This is a genomic window from Novosphingobium sp. (assembly GCF_041905565.1).
GTDB lineage: Bacteria > Pseudomonadota > Alphaproteobacteria > Sphingomonadales > Sphingomonadaceae > Novosphingobium.
This window is the reverse complement of sequence record NZ_JAYRKX010000012.1, coordinates 87,905-100,888: the sequence shown is the minus strand read 5'-3', so window position 1 is coordinate 100,888 and position 12,984 is coordinate 87,905. Positions and strand designations below refer to the sequence as shown.

At 66.1% G+C, this 12,984-nt stretch carries 15 protein-coding genes; 10 read left to right on the top strand and 5 right to left on the bottom strand.

Going from position 1 to position 12,984, the window contains the following annotated elements:
- Nucleotides 1-10: 10 nt before the first annotated feature.
- On the top strand, nt 11-778 hold the full coding sequence (locus ACE3N9_RS11150; protein ID WP_374283790.1) for a hypothetical protein: 768 nt from the start codon (nt 11-13) through the stop codon (nt 776-778).
- 15 nt (nt 779-793) lie between these two features.
- Here ACE3N9_RS11150 and ACE3N9_RS11145 read toward each other — a convergent pair whose 3' ends face one another.
- Together ACE3N9_RS11145 and ACE3N9_RS11140 are read right to left on the bottom strand one after the other, a co-directional pair.
- A complete protein-coding gene (locus ACE3N9_RS11145) occupies nt 794-1,240 on the bottom strand; it encodes an NfeD family protein (protein WP_374283789.1) in 447 nt (148 codons plus the stop codon).
- Nucleotides 1,240-2,160, bottom strand: a complete 921-nt coding sequence (locus tag ACE3N9_RS11140; protein ID WP_374283788.1) for an SPFH domain-containing protein — start codon at nt 2,158-2,160, stop codon at nt 1,240-1,242. Before ACE3N9_RS11140 ends, ACE3N9_RS11145 begins: the two co-directional genes overlap by 1 nt.
- A 131-nt stretch (nt 2,161-2,291) precedes the next feature.
- Between ACE3N9_RS11140 and ACE3N9_RS11135 the strand changes: the two genes are divergently transcribed.
- Together ACE3N9_RS11135 and ACE3N9_RS11130 are read left to right on the top strand one after the other, a co-directional pair.
- Entirely contained in the window at nt 2,292-2,744 is a 453-nt protein-coding gene (locus tag ACE3N9_RS11135; RefSeq protein WP_374283787.1) for a hypothetical protein, read from the top strand.
- 75 nt (nt 2,745-2,819) lie between these two features.
- The gene (locus ACE3N9_RS11130) at nt 2,820-3,599 is read left to right on the top strand and encodes an SDR family NAD(P)-dependent oxidoreductase (RefSeq protein ID WP_374283786.1); all 780 of its coding nucleotides are present in this window, start codon (nt 2,820-2,822) and stop codon (nt 3,597-3,599) included.
- Nucleotides 3,600-3,789: 190 nt separating this feature from the next.
- Here ACE3N9_RS11130 and ACE3N9_RS11125 read toward each other — a convergent pair whose 3' ends face one another.
- From ACE3N9_RS11125 to ligK, 3 genes are all read right to left on the bottom strand, one after another.
- The gene (locus ACE3N9_RS11125; RefSeq protein ID WP_374283785.1) at nt 3,790-4,659 is read right to left on the bottom strand and encodes an amidohydrolase family protein; all 870 of its coding nucleotides are present in this window, start codon (nt 4,657-4,659) and stop codon (nt 3,790-3,792) included.
- A 117-nt stretch (nt 4,660-4,776) separates the two neighbouring features.
- Nucleotides 4,777-5,838 carry a 4-oxalomesaconate tautomerase gene (locus tag ACE3N9_RS11120; RefSeq protein WP_374283784.1) on the bottom strand — a complete coding sequence of 354 codons (1,062 nt, stop codon included), beginning with the start codon at nt 5,836-5,838 and terminating at the stop codon, nt 4,777-4,779.
- Nucleotides 5,831-6,505: a 4-carboxy-4-hydroxy-2-oxoadipate aldolase/oxaloacetate decarboxylase gene (ligK, locus tag ACE3N9_RS11115; protein WP_374283783.1), complete on the bottom strand. Its 675-nt coding sequence runs from the start codon at nt 6,503-6,505 to the stop codon at nt 5,831-5,833. Before ligK ends, ACE3N9_RS11120 begins: the two co-directional genes overlap by 8 nt.
- A 107-nt stretch (nt 6,506-6,612) precedes the next feature.
- Here ligK and ACE3N9_RS11110 point away from each other — a divergent pair, with 107 nt between their 5' ends.
- The 7 genes from ACE3N9_RS11110 (at nt 6,613) to ACE3N9_RS11080 (ending at nt 12,979) form a co-directional block, all read left to right on the top strand.
- On the top strand, nt 6,613-7,764 hold the full coding sequence (locus tag ACE3N9_RS11110; protein ID WP_374283782.1) for a LysR family transcriptional regulator: 1,152 nt from the start codon (nt 6,613-6,615) through the stop codon (nt 7,762-7,764).
- A gap of 73 nt (nt 7,765-7,837) precedes the next feature.
- On the top strand, nt 7,838-8,632 hold the full coding sequence (locus tag ACE3N9_RS11105) for a DUF1932 domain-containing protein (protein WP_374283825.1): 795 nt from the start codon (nt 7,838-7,840) through the stop codon (nt 8,630-8,632).
- Entirely contained in the window at nt 8,629-9,645 is a 1,017-nt protein-coding gene (locus tag ACE3N9_RS11100; RefSeq protein ID WP_374283781.1) for an amidohydrolase family protein, read from the top strand. The genes ACE3N9_RS11105 and ACE3N9_RS11100 overlap by 4 nt, the downstream gene beginning before the upstream one ends.
- A complete protein-coding gene (gene ligA, locus ACE3N9_RS11095) occupies nt 9,642-10,061 on the top strand; it encodes a protocatechuate 4,5-dioxygenase subunit alpha (RefSeq protein WP_374283780.1) in 420 nt (139 codons plus the stop codon). The genes ACE3N9_RS11100 and ligA overlap by 4 nt, the downstream gene beginning before the upstream one ends.
- A 1-nt stretch (nt 10,062) precedes the next feature.
- The gene (locus ACE3N9_RS11090) at nt 10,063-10,905 is read left to right on the top strand and encodes a class III extradiol dioxygenase subunit beta (protein WP_374283779.1); all 843 of its coding nucleotides are present in this window, start codon (nt 10,063-10,065) and stop codon (nt 10,903-10,905) included.
- A gap of 8 nt (nt 10,906-10,913) precedes the next feature.
- Nucleotides 10,914-11,861 carry a Gfo/Idh/MocA family oxidoreductase gene (locus ACE3N9_RS11085; RefSeq protein WP_374283824.1) on the top strand — a complete coding sequence of 316 codons (948 nt, stop codon included), beginning with the start codon at nt 10,914-10,916 and terminating at the stop codon, nt 11,859-11,861.
- 125 nt (nt 11,862-11,986) lie between these two features.
- Nucleotides 11,987-12,979, top strand: coding sequence for an aldo/keto reductase (locus ACE3N9_RS11080; RefSeq protein WP_374283778.1), 993 nt, complete (start codon nt 11,987-11,989; stop codon nt 12,977-12,979).
- Nucleotides 12,980-12,984: the final 5 nt, after the last annotated feature.

Below are 12,984 nucleotides of genomic sequence, written 5' to 3'. Positions count from 1 at the left end.
GGAGGACACGATGCGCATAGCGATTGCCGCCATTTGCCTGGCGCTTGGCGCGGGGCGGGTCCTTGCCCAGGGCTGGGGCAATTCCGGCAGCCAGGTCATTCCCGCCCGCCCAGCCAGCCAGCGGCCCGCCGATGCGCCGGACAGCGATGGCCGGGCATTGGCCAGCCCCGCGGTGATCGCGGTGATTGCCGCGGCCAAGGAGCGTACGCAGCGGGTCCTGCTGGAAGCCGATGCCGGCCGGCTGCGTGATCTGCTGATGATGGATGGCCAGCTCGACGCGAGCGAATGGGATCTGATCGATGAATTGGCGGCGCCCAATATCCGGGCAATCACCGTGGCGCCGACAGCCGGCAATGGTCCTGCCGTGGTTACCGGCACGGTCGGGGGCGCGACCCGTCAGGTGCTGGTCGCCGTGCTGGAGCAGCGTTACCGCGAGTGGTGGGATGCGAAGGACCCGTTCGCGGGCTGGCGCGCGCTGGTTGACGAAGCCCGGCGTTCAAGCGGATCGCATGAGCGGGTCCGGCGGTTCCTGGGCACAATCACCACCCAGGCGGCGAAGGACGGGACGCCTGCCAATACCTATGAACCTGTTCGCAAGCAGGTCTCAGCCTTCGCGCAGCGCAATGAAAAGCAGCCGTTGGCGCAGCGGACACTTGGTCGCCGCCTGCAGTACGAAGCCTTCGTCGATGCCGACATCAACCTTGGCGGGCAGCTGCCCGACTTCTTTTACGACTGGCTGAAGCAACCGCCCAAGCCCGACGCGCCGCCGGCAAAATAGCCTGGCCGCGCCGGTTCAGTGCAGGTGCTCGACCAGCAGCACCGCGCCGTCATGCCCGGCCACACGCATCCGGGTGCCGGGTTCCGCATCGGGGCCGCGCGCCAGCCATTCGCTGTCACCCAGCCGCACCCGGCCGCTGCCGCCTTCGATCACCTGCGTCACCAGCACCGTTTCGCCCACGGCGCGCGCGCCGCGATCGTTCATCTTGGGATCGGCGCTTTCGATCGGGTTGGCGCGCAGCCAGTTGCGCCCCATGAAGACCGATGCCAGCGCCAGCGCCACGAACAGCACGATCTGCAGCGCCAGACCGATCGGCACGGCCCAGCTGACCAGCCCGGTGACGATTGCCGCCCCGGCCAGCCAGATCAGGAACACGCCGGGGATCGCCATTTCGCCCACGGCCAGCAGCAGCCCCAGCGCCAGCCAGCCCCAGTGCGTCTCCATGCCCAGCAGCTGGTCCATCACTTGCGTTCCCCGCCCGAACCCAGCGCGTCCCTGACCAGTTCTCCGATCCCGCCGACCGAGCCGATCAGCTGGGTCGCCTCGACCGGGAACAGGATGGTCTTGGCATTGGGCGAATTGGCGAACTGGGCCACCGCTTCGGTATACTTCTGCGCCACGAAGTAGTTGAGCGCCTGGCTGCCCGAACCGGCGATCGCCTCGCTCACCACCTTGGTTGCCTCGGCTTCGGCCATTGCCGCGCGCTCACGCGCCTCGGCATCGCGGAAGGCGGCTTCCTTGCGCCCTTCGGCTTCCAGGATCTGCGCCTGCTTCTGCCCTTCGGCGCGCAGGATCTCGGCGCTTTTCAGGCCCTCCGCCTCAAGGATCTGGGCGCGCTTTTCGCGTTCGGCCTTCATCTGGCGGGCCATGGCGTTGGAAATGTCAGCCGGCGGGCGGATGTCCTTGATTTCCACGCGGGTCAGCTTGATCCCCCACGGCGCGGTGGCATGATCGACCACAATCAGCAGCTTGGCGTTGATCTCGTCGCGCTTCGACAGGGTTTCGTCGAGGTCCATGCTGCCCATCACCGTGCGCAGGTTGGTGGTGGTCAGCTGCATGATCGCGACATAGAGGTTCGACACCTCGTAAGCGGCCTTGCCCGCGTCCAGCACCTGGAAGAACACGATCGCGTCGACCCCGACCATCGCGTTGTCCTTGGTGATGATTTCCTGGCCCGGAATGTCCAGCACCTGTTCCATCATGTTGACCTTGTGACCCACCCGGTCGACGAACGGGATGATCAGGTGCAGCCCCGGATTGGCGGCCAGGGTGAACTTGCCCAGCCGTTCGATCGTGTAGACATAGCCCTGGCGCACCACGCGGACGCCCATGGCCAGGAACACGAAGCCGAACAGCAGCAATGTCAGCAGAAAGCCGGCCATGATCTTGATCCTTTTGCAATTCCGCCGCGAAGTCTAACGTCTGGCCCGCCCCCGGCAAGCAAAACCGGACAAGCGGCCGCACCGGCCCGGCTTAACCCCGAAGCAACCATTTTTCGTTAATTTCCCGGCCCATGATCCAGGAAAATCCCGTCAAGTGGGGGCAGGGCTTCTACGGCTCCGAACATCCCGATACGGCCGCGCTGCGCGTGCAGAAGGAATACATCGACACCATGATCGCGCTGAAGCGCGAGAACATGGACCGTGTGTTCGCTTACCTGACCGGCGTGATGGAAAAGGCCAAGGAAGAAATGCAGCACGCCCGCGGCGCGCAGGCCGATCACCGCCGCGCCGCGCTGCGCCAGCATATCGATGAAATCGTCGCCTACCTGAAGGGGCAGGCGCTCGATATCACGCCGCCATCCACTTATGGCCCGGAAACCGGCCCGGGGTTTGTCGGCACCTACAATCTGGATGAGATTGCGGGCTTCTTCGGCCGGGTCAAATGCGTGCTCGACCAGTGGTACGACAGCCATCTGATCGCCGTTTACGATGAGATGGTGACCCTGGTGAACCTCAAGAAATAGCGTCGACGCGGGCTTGCTCGCGCCGCCGGCCGCAGGTTACGCTCTTGTCAGAAACGACAAGAGAGAGGACCCGCCATGCCCGCATCGCCGTTTGACCTGACCGGCAAGGTCGCGCTGATTACCGGCGGCAACGGCGGGATTGGCCTCGGCATGGCCGAAGGGCTGGCCGCTGCCGGCGCCAGCCTCGCGATCTGGGGGCGCGATCCGGCCAAGAACGAACAGGCCCGCGCCCGGCTCGAAGCGCTGGGCGCAACGGTGCTGATCCAGCCGATCGACGTGACCGACGAAGCCGCGATCGCCGCCGGGGTTGCCGAGGCGGTGGAGCGGCTTGGGCGGATCGATTTCTGTGCCGCCAATGCCGGGGTGTTCGGCGGCGCGCCGTTCCACCAGCAGACCACCGAAGGCTGGCGGCGGGTCACCACCGTCAATCTTGACGCGGTGTTCTGGACCTTTCGCGAAGTGGTCAGGCACATGCTGGACCGCGCCGCAGCGGGCGATCCGGGCGGATCGCTGCTGGTCACTTCCAGCACTTCGGCGATCGACGGCGCCCCCGCGAACGAGGCCTATGCCGCCAGCAAGACCGCCGTGCTCGGCCTGATCCGGGGGCTGGCGGTGGAATATGCCCGCCACGGCATTCGCGCCAATGCGCTGCTGCCCGGCTGGATCCGTTCCGACATGACCGCCGAATTGCAGGGCTGGGACAAGTTCAACGACAAGGTGATCGGCCGCGTGCCGATGCGCCGCTGGGGCGAGCCGGAAGACTTCGCCGGCATCGCGGTCTACCTCGCGTCCGACGCCTCGCGGTTCCATACCGGCGACAGCCTGGTGATCGACGGAGGGTATACGATTTTCTGACTTTGCGGACAGGCCATCCGGCCTGTCCTTGCATCACCGGCCCGACCACCCGTTTAAGGTACCCTGTGGGTGGTCGGGGCGCCACGACGAAACTGTCCCCCGGACAGTTTCGCGACTTCGTGTCACGGGAGCGGGCTGGTGATGCAAAGCTGATCGCGGAGGCGATCAGCGCACCCGGCAAGAACCCCCTTCAATCCGCCCAGTACAGCGCCTCGGGATTGTCGATCAGCAGCAGGCGCTGCAATTCCTCGGTCGGGGCAATGCGCGGGATCATGTCGACCAGGTGGCCGTCATCGGGCACCGCGTCCTGCATGTTGGGGTGGGGCCAGTCGGTCCCCCACAGGCAGCGGGTGGGATAGTCGGCGACCAGCGGGGCAACGCTTTCGGCGAACATGTCCCACGGGTCGCCATTGCCGTCGAGCCGGTCGGGGCAGGTCGCCTTGAACCAGATGTCGTCGCGGCTGTTGAGGAAATTGCGGAACGCCTTCATGTCGGCGCCGTCCGGGCCCTGGGTCACGTCGGGGCGGCCCATGTGGTCGATCACCAGCGGCACCGGGATCGCATCCATGAACGGGCGCAGTTCCTCAAGGATGTCGGCTTCGAAATAGATCACCACGTGCCAGCCCTGCGGCAGGCGGCGCGCCACTTCCAGGAACTTGTCCTTGGGCGCGTCATCGACCAGCCGCTTGAGGAAGTTGAAGCGGATGCCGCGAATGCCGCCTTCGTGCAGCGCCTGCAATTCGGCATCGTGGATCGCCGGATCGACCACGGCGACCCCGCGCGCCTTGCCGTTGGAACGGGCGATGGCGTCCAGCGTGGCGGCATTGTCGGTGCCGTGGCAACTGGCCTGCACGATCACGTTGCGATCGAAGCCCAGGTGGTCGCGCAGCGCAAACAGCATGTCCGGCCCGGCATCTTCTGGCAGGTACTTGGCCTTGGCGCTGAACGGGAACTCAGCCATCGGCCCGAACACATGGCAATGCGCGTCAATCGCGCCGACGGGCGGGACGTAAAGCGGCTTTGACGGGCTGGGGTGCCAGGAAACGATACGGTCAGTCATCTTGCGGTTTTCCAGTTGTTCGTCATTGCGAGCGGAGCGAAGCAATCCAGGGCCATTGCGCGCAACCGCTCTGGATTGCCGTGGCGGCTGCGCCGCCTCGCAATGACGAGAAGCGGTCTATCCGAACACCACGCCATCCATCAGCTTGCGGGCGGTGCGCAGCAGGGCGGCGGAAACGACTTCGCCCGCGTCATTCACTTCCAGCACGCAGCTCATTTCGCCGGTCGGGTGTTCGACCGACAGGGTCTTGCGCGGCCCTTCCGGGACCACCGCCACACCGGCGGCCGGCGATCCGGGGATCAGGCAGGCGGTGGCGACGCTGACCGCGCCCAGCACGCCGATGGTGGCGTGGGCGCGGTGCGGGATGAAGCTGCGCACGCAGACCGCGCCGCCATTGCGGGGCGGGGCGACCAACATCATCTTCGGCACGCTTTTTTCGCGCACGTCGCCCAGGTTCATCGTCTCGCCCACTTTCAGGCGGATCGCCTCGATCCGGGCTTTCAGCTCGGTGTTGGCGTCCAGCCAGTCGCGGTCTTCATAGCCGGTGATGCCGACATCCGCGGCCTTCATCACCACGCAGGGCATGCCGTTGTCGATCAGCGTGACCGGCACGCCGTCCACCACATCCACCGCATTGCCGCTGGGCAGCAGCGCGCCGCAGCTCGATCCCGCCGTGTCGCGAAACAGGGTGGGGACCGGGGCATGGGTGCCGGGCACACCGTCAATCGCGGCGTCGCCCCGGTAGGTGACCTTGCCGCCCGGCGTCTGGACCGTCGCCACCGCGACCTGGCCCGTATTTTCCATGTAGATCGCGACCTGCGTTTCGTCGCCGCGCGCTTCCACCAGCCCGCGCTCGATCGCGAAGGGGCCGACACCGGCCAGGATATTGCCGCAGTTCTGGGCATCGGTGACGATCGCCTGGTCGACGAACACCTGCAGGAACAGGTAGTCGACATCGATCCCGGCGCGGGCACTCTTGCTCACCACGGCGACCTTGCTGGTCAGCGGGTCGGCGCCGCCCATTCCGTCGATCTGGACCGGGTCGGGGCTGCCCATCACCCGCAGCAGGAACGCATCGCGCGCAGTCACATCGGCGGGCAGGTCGGCCTTCAGGAAATAGCCGCCTTTCGACGTGCCGCCGCGCATCCACATGCACGGCGCGCTGTATCCTTCAGACATATTTGAGACCCATTTCCGCCAGCTTTTCGCGCATCTTGTACATGTCGAGGCCCAGTTCGCCCGCAGCCAGGCGGCGGCGCTTGTCGCCCTCGTTGGCTTCGCGGGCCTGTGCTGCGGCCAGCACTTCGGCGGCCTTGGCGCGCTTGACCACGCAGACGCCGTCATCGTCGGCCACGATCACGTCGCCCGCCTCGATCGGCGCGCCCGCGCAGACCACCGGCACGTTGACGCTGCCGAGCGAGGCCTTGATCGTGCCTTGCGCGAACACCGCCTTGGACCACACCGGGAACTGCATTTCGGTCAGGTCGCGCACGTCGCGGATGCCGGCGTTGATGATCAGCCCCCGGCAGCCGCGCGCCTGGGCGCTGGTGGCCAGCAGGTCGCCGAAATAGCCGTCTTCGCACGGACTGGTCGGCGCGATCACCAGCACGTCGCCTTCTTTCAGCTGTTCGATCGCGACATGGACCATCCAGTTGTCGCCCGGAGGGGCGCTGATCGTCACCGCGCTGCCCGCGATCCGCGCGCCGGCATAGATCGGGCGCATGTAGCTGGCGAGCAGGCCGGTGCGGCCCTGCGCTTCGTGCACCGTGGCGACACCGCAGGCCGCCAGGCCGTCGATCACCTCAAGGGGGGCACGCTCGATATTCTGGACGACGATCCCGCTCATCTTTCTCTCCGCGCAAGGTCAGCACACTGGGCCATGCGCGCGGGCGGCGTCCAACGCATAATGCGAAGTTGGCGGCGGATATAATTATTTGCTAATCGACTATAGCCATGACTGATCGGCCGCCCAACATCCGCCACTATGCCGCGCTGGCTGCAACCGTGCGTCACGGCAGTCTCAGCCGCGCGGCGCGCGCGGTCAACCTGTCTCAACCCGCGCTCACCCAGGCGATCACCGGGCTCGAGGCAAGCCTGGGCGTTACCCTGTTCCAGCGCGGCCCGCAGGGCATGACCCCGACCGAGCCGGCGCTGCTGCTGGCCCCCCGCGCGGAAGAAGCGATCCGCTACATCGGCAGCCCGCGCGTCACCGGCACGCAGCTGCGCGCCTTCCTGGCGGTGGTCCGCGCCGGGTCCTATGCCGCGGCGGCGGAAGCGACCGGGATTTCCCCGGCCTCGCTCCACCGCGCGGTGGCCGACCTGTCGGTCGCGCTGGGGCAGCGGCTGATTGACCGGCGCGGGCGCAGCCTGGCCCTGACCCCGGCGGGCGAACGCCGTGCGCGCGGGTTTGGCCTGGCCATGGCGGAACTGCGCAGCGGCCTGGCCGAAGTGGCTGCCTTGCAAGGCAAATCCGGCGGGCGGATCGCGGTGGGTGCCATGCCGCTGTCGCGCGCGCGCTGGCTGCCCGAAGTGATCGCGCGGTTCGTGGCGGACTGGCCCGGGGTGGACGTGGTGGTCCACGAAGGCAGCCATGCGGAACTCGCCGGCCCGCTGCGCCACGGCGAAATCGACCTGATGCTGGGCGCCTTGCGTGAAGTGACGCTGGTCGATGACCTGGCGCAGGAAGCCGTGTTCGAGGACTGCCCGGTGCTGGTGATGCGCGCCGGGCATCCCTTGCTGGACAGCCCGGACCTGGCCGACGCCATGTTCGCCTATCCGTGGTTCCTCCCCGGCCGCGAAACCCCGCTGCGGCGCTATTGGGAGCACATGGTCCAGGCTCTGGGCCGCGCGGTGCCGCACGTCGGGATCGAATGCGGCTCGACCATGATGATCCGGCAGCTGCTGCTCGCAGGTGATGGGCTGACCCTGCTGTCGCCCGATCAGGTCTCGCTCGAACTCAAGGCCGGGGTGCTGGCCGCGCTGCCCACCCCGGTCCCGGTCGCCCGCACCATCGGCATCACCACCCGCGCCGGCTGGCGACCCACCCCGACCCAGGCGGGCTTCCTCGGTCTGCTGCGCGAAGTGGGGCGCTCGCTGACTGATTGATTCGCAAATTGCGATAGCCGCATTGGTCATTCGATTGGCGCATGGCCCGGCCCGGCGCGCATGGCCCGGAATGATGCAATGCGAACTTGCCCTGATCGGATTCGGTGAAGCCGGATCGACCTTTGCCGCTGCCGCCGGGTGGGGACACCGGGCGCGCGGCTGGGACTTGCTGCCCGCCCGCCGCGCCGCCATGGCCGCAGCGGGGGTAATCGCGGCGGACAGCGCCGAGGCTGCGCTGGCCGGAGCGCCGATGGTGCTGTCGCTGGTCACGGCGGATCAGGCGCTGCCGGCGGCCCAGCACTATGCCCCGTTCCTGGCCCAGGGCGCGCTGTGGTGCGATTGCAATTCGGTGGCCCCCGATACCAAGCGCGCGGCGGCCCGGGCGGTCGCGGCGGCGGGCGGGCGCTATGTCGATGTAGCGGTGCTGGCCCCGGTCAATCCGGCGCGGCTGGCGGTGCCCCTGCTGCTGGCGGGCGACGGTGCAGAGGAGGCCGAGGGCAAGCTGCGCGCCGCTGGCTTCACCAACATCCGCGTGGTTGGCAGCGAAGTAGGCCGGGCCAGCGCGATCAAGATGATCCGTTCGGTCATGGTCAAGGGGATCGAGGCCCTGACTGACGAGATGATGGCGGCGGCTGAAGCGGCGGGCGTGGCGGACGAGGTGCTGTCCTCGCTTGACGCCAGTGAAAAGAGCCAGCCGTGGGCGGCGCGCGCCGCTTACAACCTGGAACGGATGTACACGCACGGGGCACGCCGTGCGGCGGAAATGGAAGAAAGCGCCAAGACGCTGCTGTCGCTGGGGGTGCCCCCGGTGATGACGCGCGGCACTGTGCTGCGCCAGCGAGCAGCGGCGGGAAAGGGAAAAGCATGATCATCGACTGCCACGGCCACTATACCGTGCTGCCCAAGGCCCACGACGAATGGCGCGAGGCTCAGAAAGCCGCGTTCAAGGCGGGGACCGAGTGCCCGCCCTATCCCGAGATTTCGGACGACGAGATCCGCGAGACGATCGAGAGCAACCAGCTGCGCCTGATCAAGGAACGCGGCGCGGACATGACGATCTTCAGCCCGCGGGCCAGCGCCATGGCCCCGCACGTTGGCGACCAGTCGGTCGCGGTGAAATGGGCGCAGGTCTGCAACGACCTGATCGCGCGGGTGGTCGGCCTTTATCCGGACGTGTTCGCGGGCGTGTGCATGTTGCCGCAGTCGCCCGAGGCGGACATGACCAGCTCGATCGCAGAACTGAAGCGCTGCGTGGACATGGGCTTCATCGGCTGCAACCTCAATCCCGATCCGGGCGGTGGGCATTTCAAGCATCCGCCGCTGACGGATGAATACTGGTTCCCCTTCTACGAAGCGATGTGCGAGCTGGATGTGCCGGCGATGATCCACGTTTCGGGCAGCTGCAACCCGGCGATGCATGCCACCGGCGCCTATTACATCGCTGCCGATACCATCGCTTTCATGCAGCTGCTGGAAGGCGACCTGTTCAGCAAGTTCCCGAACCTGCGCTTCATCATCCCGCACGGCGGCGGCGCGGTGCCCTATCACTGGGGGCGCTACCGGGGGCTGGCCGACATGCTCAAGAAGCCGGATCTGTCGGGCCATCTGATGAACAACGTGTTCTTCGATACCTGCGTCTACCACCAGCCGGGGATCAACCTGCTGGCCGATGTGATCGAGAACAAGAACATCCTGTTCGGCAGCGAGATGGTGGGCGCTGTGCGCGGGATCGACCCCACAACCGGGCACTATTTCGACGATACCAAGCGCTATGTCGACGCGCTGGATATCAGCGACGCCGAACGCGCCGCGATTTTCGCAGGCAACGCCCGCCGGGTCTTCCCGCGGCTCGATGCCCAGTTGAAGGAGAAGGGGCTGTGACAGCGCCGACCGAAAAGCAGAACATCCACGAATACCTCGCGGAGTTCGACGATATTCCGGGCACCCGCGTCTACACGGCGGCCCGCGCCCGCAAGGGGTACTGGATCAACCAGTTCGCGATGAGCCTGATGAAGGCCGAGAACCGCGAGCGCTTCAAGGCGGACGAAAAAGCCTACCTCGACGAGTGGAAGCTGTCGGACGAGGCCAAGGACGCGCTGCTGGCGCGCGATTACAACCGCCTGCTCGATCTGGGCGGCAACGTCTATTACCTCGCCAAGCTGTTCAGCACCGATGGGCTGAGCTTTGCCGAGGCGGTGTCTTCGATGACCGAATACACGTTCCCCGAATACCGCGAGATGATGAACAAGGGCGGCCGCAGCCCCATCGGCAACCGCTCGATCAAGGGAGGGTACTGAGATGGCCCGCATTACCGCCGGCGTCGCCTCCAGCCACGTGCCCTTGCTGGGCGTCGCGGTTGACCAGGGCAAGACCCAGGATGACTATTTCGGCCCGATCTTCGCCGGGTACGAATGGACCAAGGAATGGGAACGGCAGCAAGAGCCCGACGTGGTGATCCTGGTCTACAACGACCACGCCAGCGCGTTTGACGCCAACATCATCCCGACGTTCGCGATCGGCTGCGGCGAAAGCTACAAGAGCGCCGACGAAGGCTGGGGTCCGCGCCCGGTGCCCGACGTCGAAGGCCATGCCGACCTTGCCTGGCACATCGCGCAGAGCCTGATCCTCGACGATTTCGACATGACCATCATCAACGAGATGGACGTCGATCATGGCCTCACCGTGCCGCTCTCGATGATGTTCGGCACGCCTGAAAAGTGGCCGTGCAAGGTCGTGCCGCTGGCGGTCAACGTGGTGACCTATCCGGTGCCGTCGGGCAATCGCTGCTGGGCGCTGGGCGAGGCGATTGCCAGCGCGGTGGAAAGCTTCCCCGAAGACCTCAACGTGCAGATCTGGGGCACCGGGGGCATGAGCCACCAGTTGCAGGGCCCGCGCGCGGGGCTGCTCAACCGCGAATGGGACAACAAGTTCCTCGACATGCTGGAATCGGACGATGACGCGGTTCGCTTCATCCCGCACATCGAATACCTGCGCGAAACCGGCAGCGAAGGCATCGAAATGGTGATGTGGCTGATCATGCGCGGCGCGCTCGGCAAGAAGGTCAAGCGTCTGCACCGCCATTACCACATCCCGTGCAGCAACACGGCCATCGGCCACATCGTATTGGAGCCCGCAGCATGACCCAGCCGATCCGCATTGCCCTGGCCGGTGCCGGTGCCTTTGGCGAAAAGCACCTCGACGGCCTGAAGAACATCCCGGGCGTCGAGATCGTCTCGATCATCAGCCGCACCGCCGAACAGGCCGCGGCGGTCGCCGCCAAGTACGGCGCGCAGCATAGCTCAACCGAACTTGAGGATGCCCTGGCGCGTGACGACGTCGACGCGGTGATCCTGTGCACTCCCACGCAGATGCACGCCGCGCAGGCGATCGCCTGCATGAACGCGGGCAAGCACGTGCAGGTGGAAATCCCGCTGGCCGACAGCTGGGCCGATAGCGAGGCCGTACTGGCCAAGCAGAAGGAAACCGGGCTGGTCTGCATGGTCGGCCACACCCGCCGCTTCAATCCGTCACACCAGTACGTGCACAACCGGATCACGGCAGGCGAGCTGAACATTCAGCAGATGGACGTCCAGACCTATTTCTTCCGCCGCAAGAACATCAACGCCAAGGGCGAGCCGCGCAGCTGGACCGACCACCTGCTGTGGCACCACGCCGCGCACACTGTGGACCTGTTCGCCTACCAGGCAGGGAAGATCGTCCAGGCCAACGCCATCGAAGGCCCGATCCACCCGGAACTGGGCATCGCGATGGACATGTCGATCCAGCTCAAGAGCGAAAACGGCGCGATCTGCACCCTGTCACTGTCGTTCAACAACGACGGGCCGCTGGGCACCTTCTTCCGCTACATCGGCGACAATGCCACCTACATCGCGCGTTACGACGATCTGGTGAACGGCAAGGAAGAACCGGTCGACGTGTCCAAGGTGGACGTCAGCATGAACGGGATCGAACTGCAGGACCGCGAATTCATTGCTGCCATTCGCGAGGGCCGCGAGCCCAATTCCTCTGTCGCCTCGGTGCTCGATTGCTATAGGGTGCTTGGCGAACTGGAACAGCAGCTGGAAGCGGCGCGGTAAAGGATTCAGCATCGTCATTGCGAGCGGCGCAGCCGCGTGGCAATCCAGAGTCGAACAAGACGCCCTGGATTGCTTCGCTCTGCTCGCAATGACGAAGGACTGGGTTCAAATTGAGGAATTCGCAAATGGTCGGAATGCGGCGGATCAACGGACGCGAAGTGAATCCGGTTGGGCTGGGGTGCATGTCGCTGTCCTGGGCCTATCGCACGCCGCCTTCCGACGAAGAGGGCGAACGCCTGCTCGGCCGGGCGCTCGACCTGGGCTACAACAACCTCGATACCGCCAACATCTATGGCCTGGGGCACAACGAAACGCGCCTTGGCAATGCGCTGAAGGGCCGCCGCAAGGAGTTCTTCCTGGCGACCAAGATGGGCATCAAGGTCGATGGGGCGCGCCGCTCGGTCGATTGCAGCCCGGAAGCGATCAAGCGCTGCATCGATGAATCGCTCGCCCGGCTGCAGACCGATCACATCGACCTTTATTACATGCACCGCCGCGATTTCAGCGTGCCGATCGAGGAATCGATGGGGGCGATGAAGGATCTGGTCGAGGCGGGCAAGATCGGCTCGGTCGGGCTGTCGGAAATGGGGGCGGACACGATCCGCCGCGCCCACGCGGTCCATCCGGTTGCCGCGCTGCAGACCGAATATTCGCTGTGGACCCGCAATCCCGAAATCGCCGTGCTGGACACCTGCCGGGACCTCGGCATCACTTTCGTCGCCTTCTCGCCCGTCGCGCGCGGGGTGCTGGCGAACGGGGTGCGCGATGTCGCCGCGCTGCCCGACAAGGACCTGCGCAACACCATGCCGCGCTTCAACGCGGACAACTGGCCGAAGAACCTGGCGCTGGTCGATGCGTTCAATGCCATCGCAGCGCGCGAAGGGGTGACCCCGGCGCAGCTCAGCCTGGCCTGGGTGCTGAGCCGGGGCGAACACGTGGTGACCATTCCCGGCACCGCGAACGAAGCGCACCTCGCTGAAAACATCGCGCGCTGGGACTGGGACATTCCCGCCCCGGTTGCGGCCGAACTGGACGGGTTGATCAACCAGCAGACGGTTGCCGGCCACCGCTATGGCGAGGCAATCCGCTCGACCATCGATACCGAGGATTTTGCCTGAGCGCG

Coding starts and splice junctions, on each gene's coding strand:
- ACE3N9_RS11145 (WP_374283789.1), bottom strand. CDS start 1,240: ATGGACCAGCTGCTGGGCATGGAGACGCACTGGGGCTGGCTGGCGCTG.
- ACE3N9_RS11105 (WP_374283825.1), top strand. CDS start 7,838: ATGCAATGCGAACTTGCCCTGATCGGATTCGGTGAAGCCGGATCGACC.
- ACE3N9_RS11130 (WP_374283786.1), top strand. CDS start 2,820: ATGCCCGCATCGCCGTTTGACCTGACCGGCAAGGTCGCGCTGATTACC.
- ACE3N9_RS11100 (WP_374283781.1), top strand. CDS start 8,629: ATGATCATCGACTGCCACGGCCACTATACCGTGCTGCCCAAGGCCCAC.
- ACE3N9_RS11080 (WP_374283778.1), top strand. CDS start 11,987: ATGGTCGGAATGCGGCGGATCAACGGACGCGAAGTGAATCCGGTTGGG.
- ACE3N9_RS11120 (WP_374283784.1), bottom strand. CDS start 5,838: ATGTCTGAAGGATACAGCGCGCCGTGCATGTGGATGCGCGGCGGCACG.
- ACE3N9_RS11140 (WP_374283788.1), bottom strand. CDS start 2,160: ATGGCCGGCTTTCTGCTGACATTGCTGCTGTTCGGCTTCGTGTTCCTG.
- ACE3N9_RS11090 (WP_374283779.1), top strand. CDS start 10,063: ATGGCCCGCATTACCGCCGGCGTCGCCTCCAGCCACGTGCCCTTGCTG.
- ACE3N9_RS11110 (WP_374283782.1), top strand. CDS start 6,613: ATGACTGATCGGCCGCCCAACATCCGCCACTATGCCGCGCTGGCTGCA.
- ACE3N9_RS11125 (WP_374283785.1), bottom strand. CDS start 4,659: ATGACTGACCGTATCGTTTCCTGGCACCCCAGCCCGTCAAAGCCGCTT.
- ACE3N9_RS11135 (WP_374283787.1), top strand. CDS start 2,292: ATGATCCAGGAAAATCCCGTCAAGTGGGGGCAGGGCTTCTACGGCTCC.
- ACE3N9_RS11150 (WP_374283790.1), top strand. CDS start 11: ATGCGCATAGCGATTGCCGCCATTTGCCTGGCGCTTGGCGCGGGGCGG.
- ligK (WP_374283783.1), bottom strand. CDS start 6,505: ATGAGCGGGATCGTCGTCCAGAATATCGAGCGTGCCCCCCTTGAGGTG.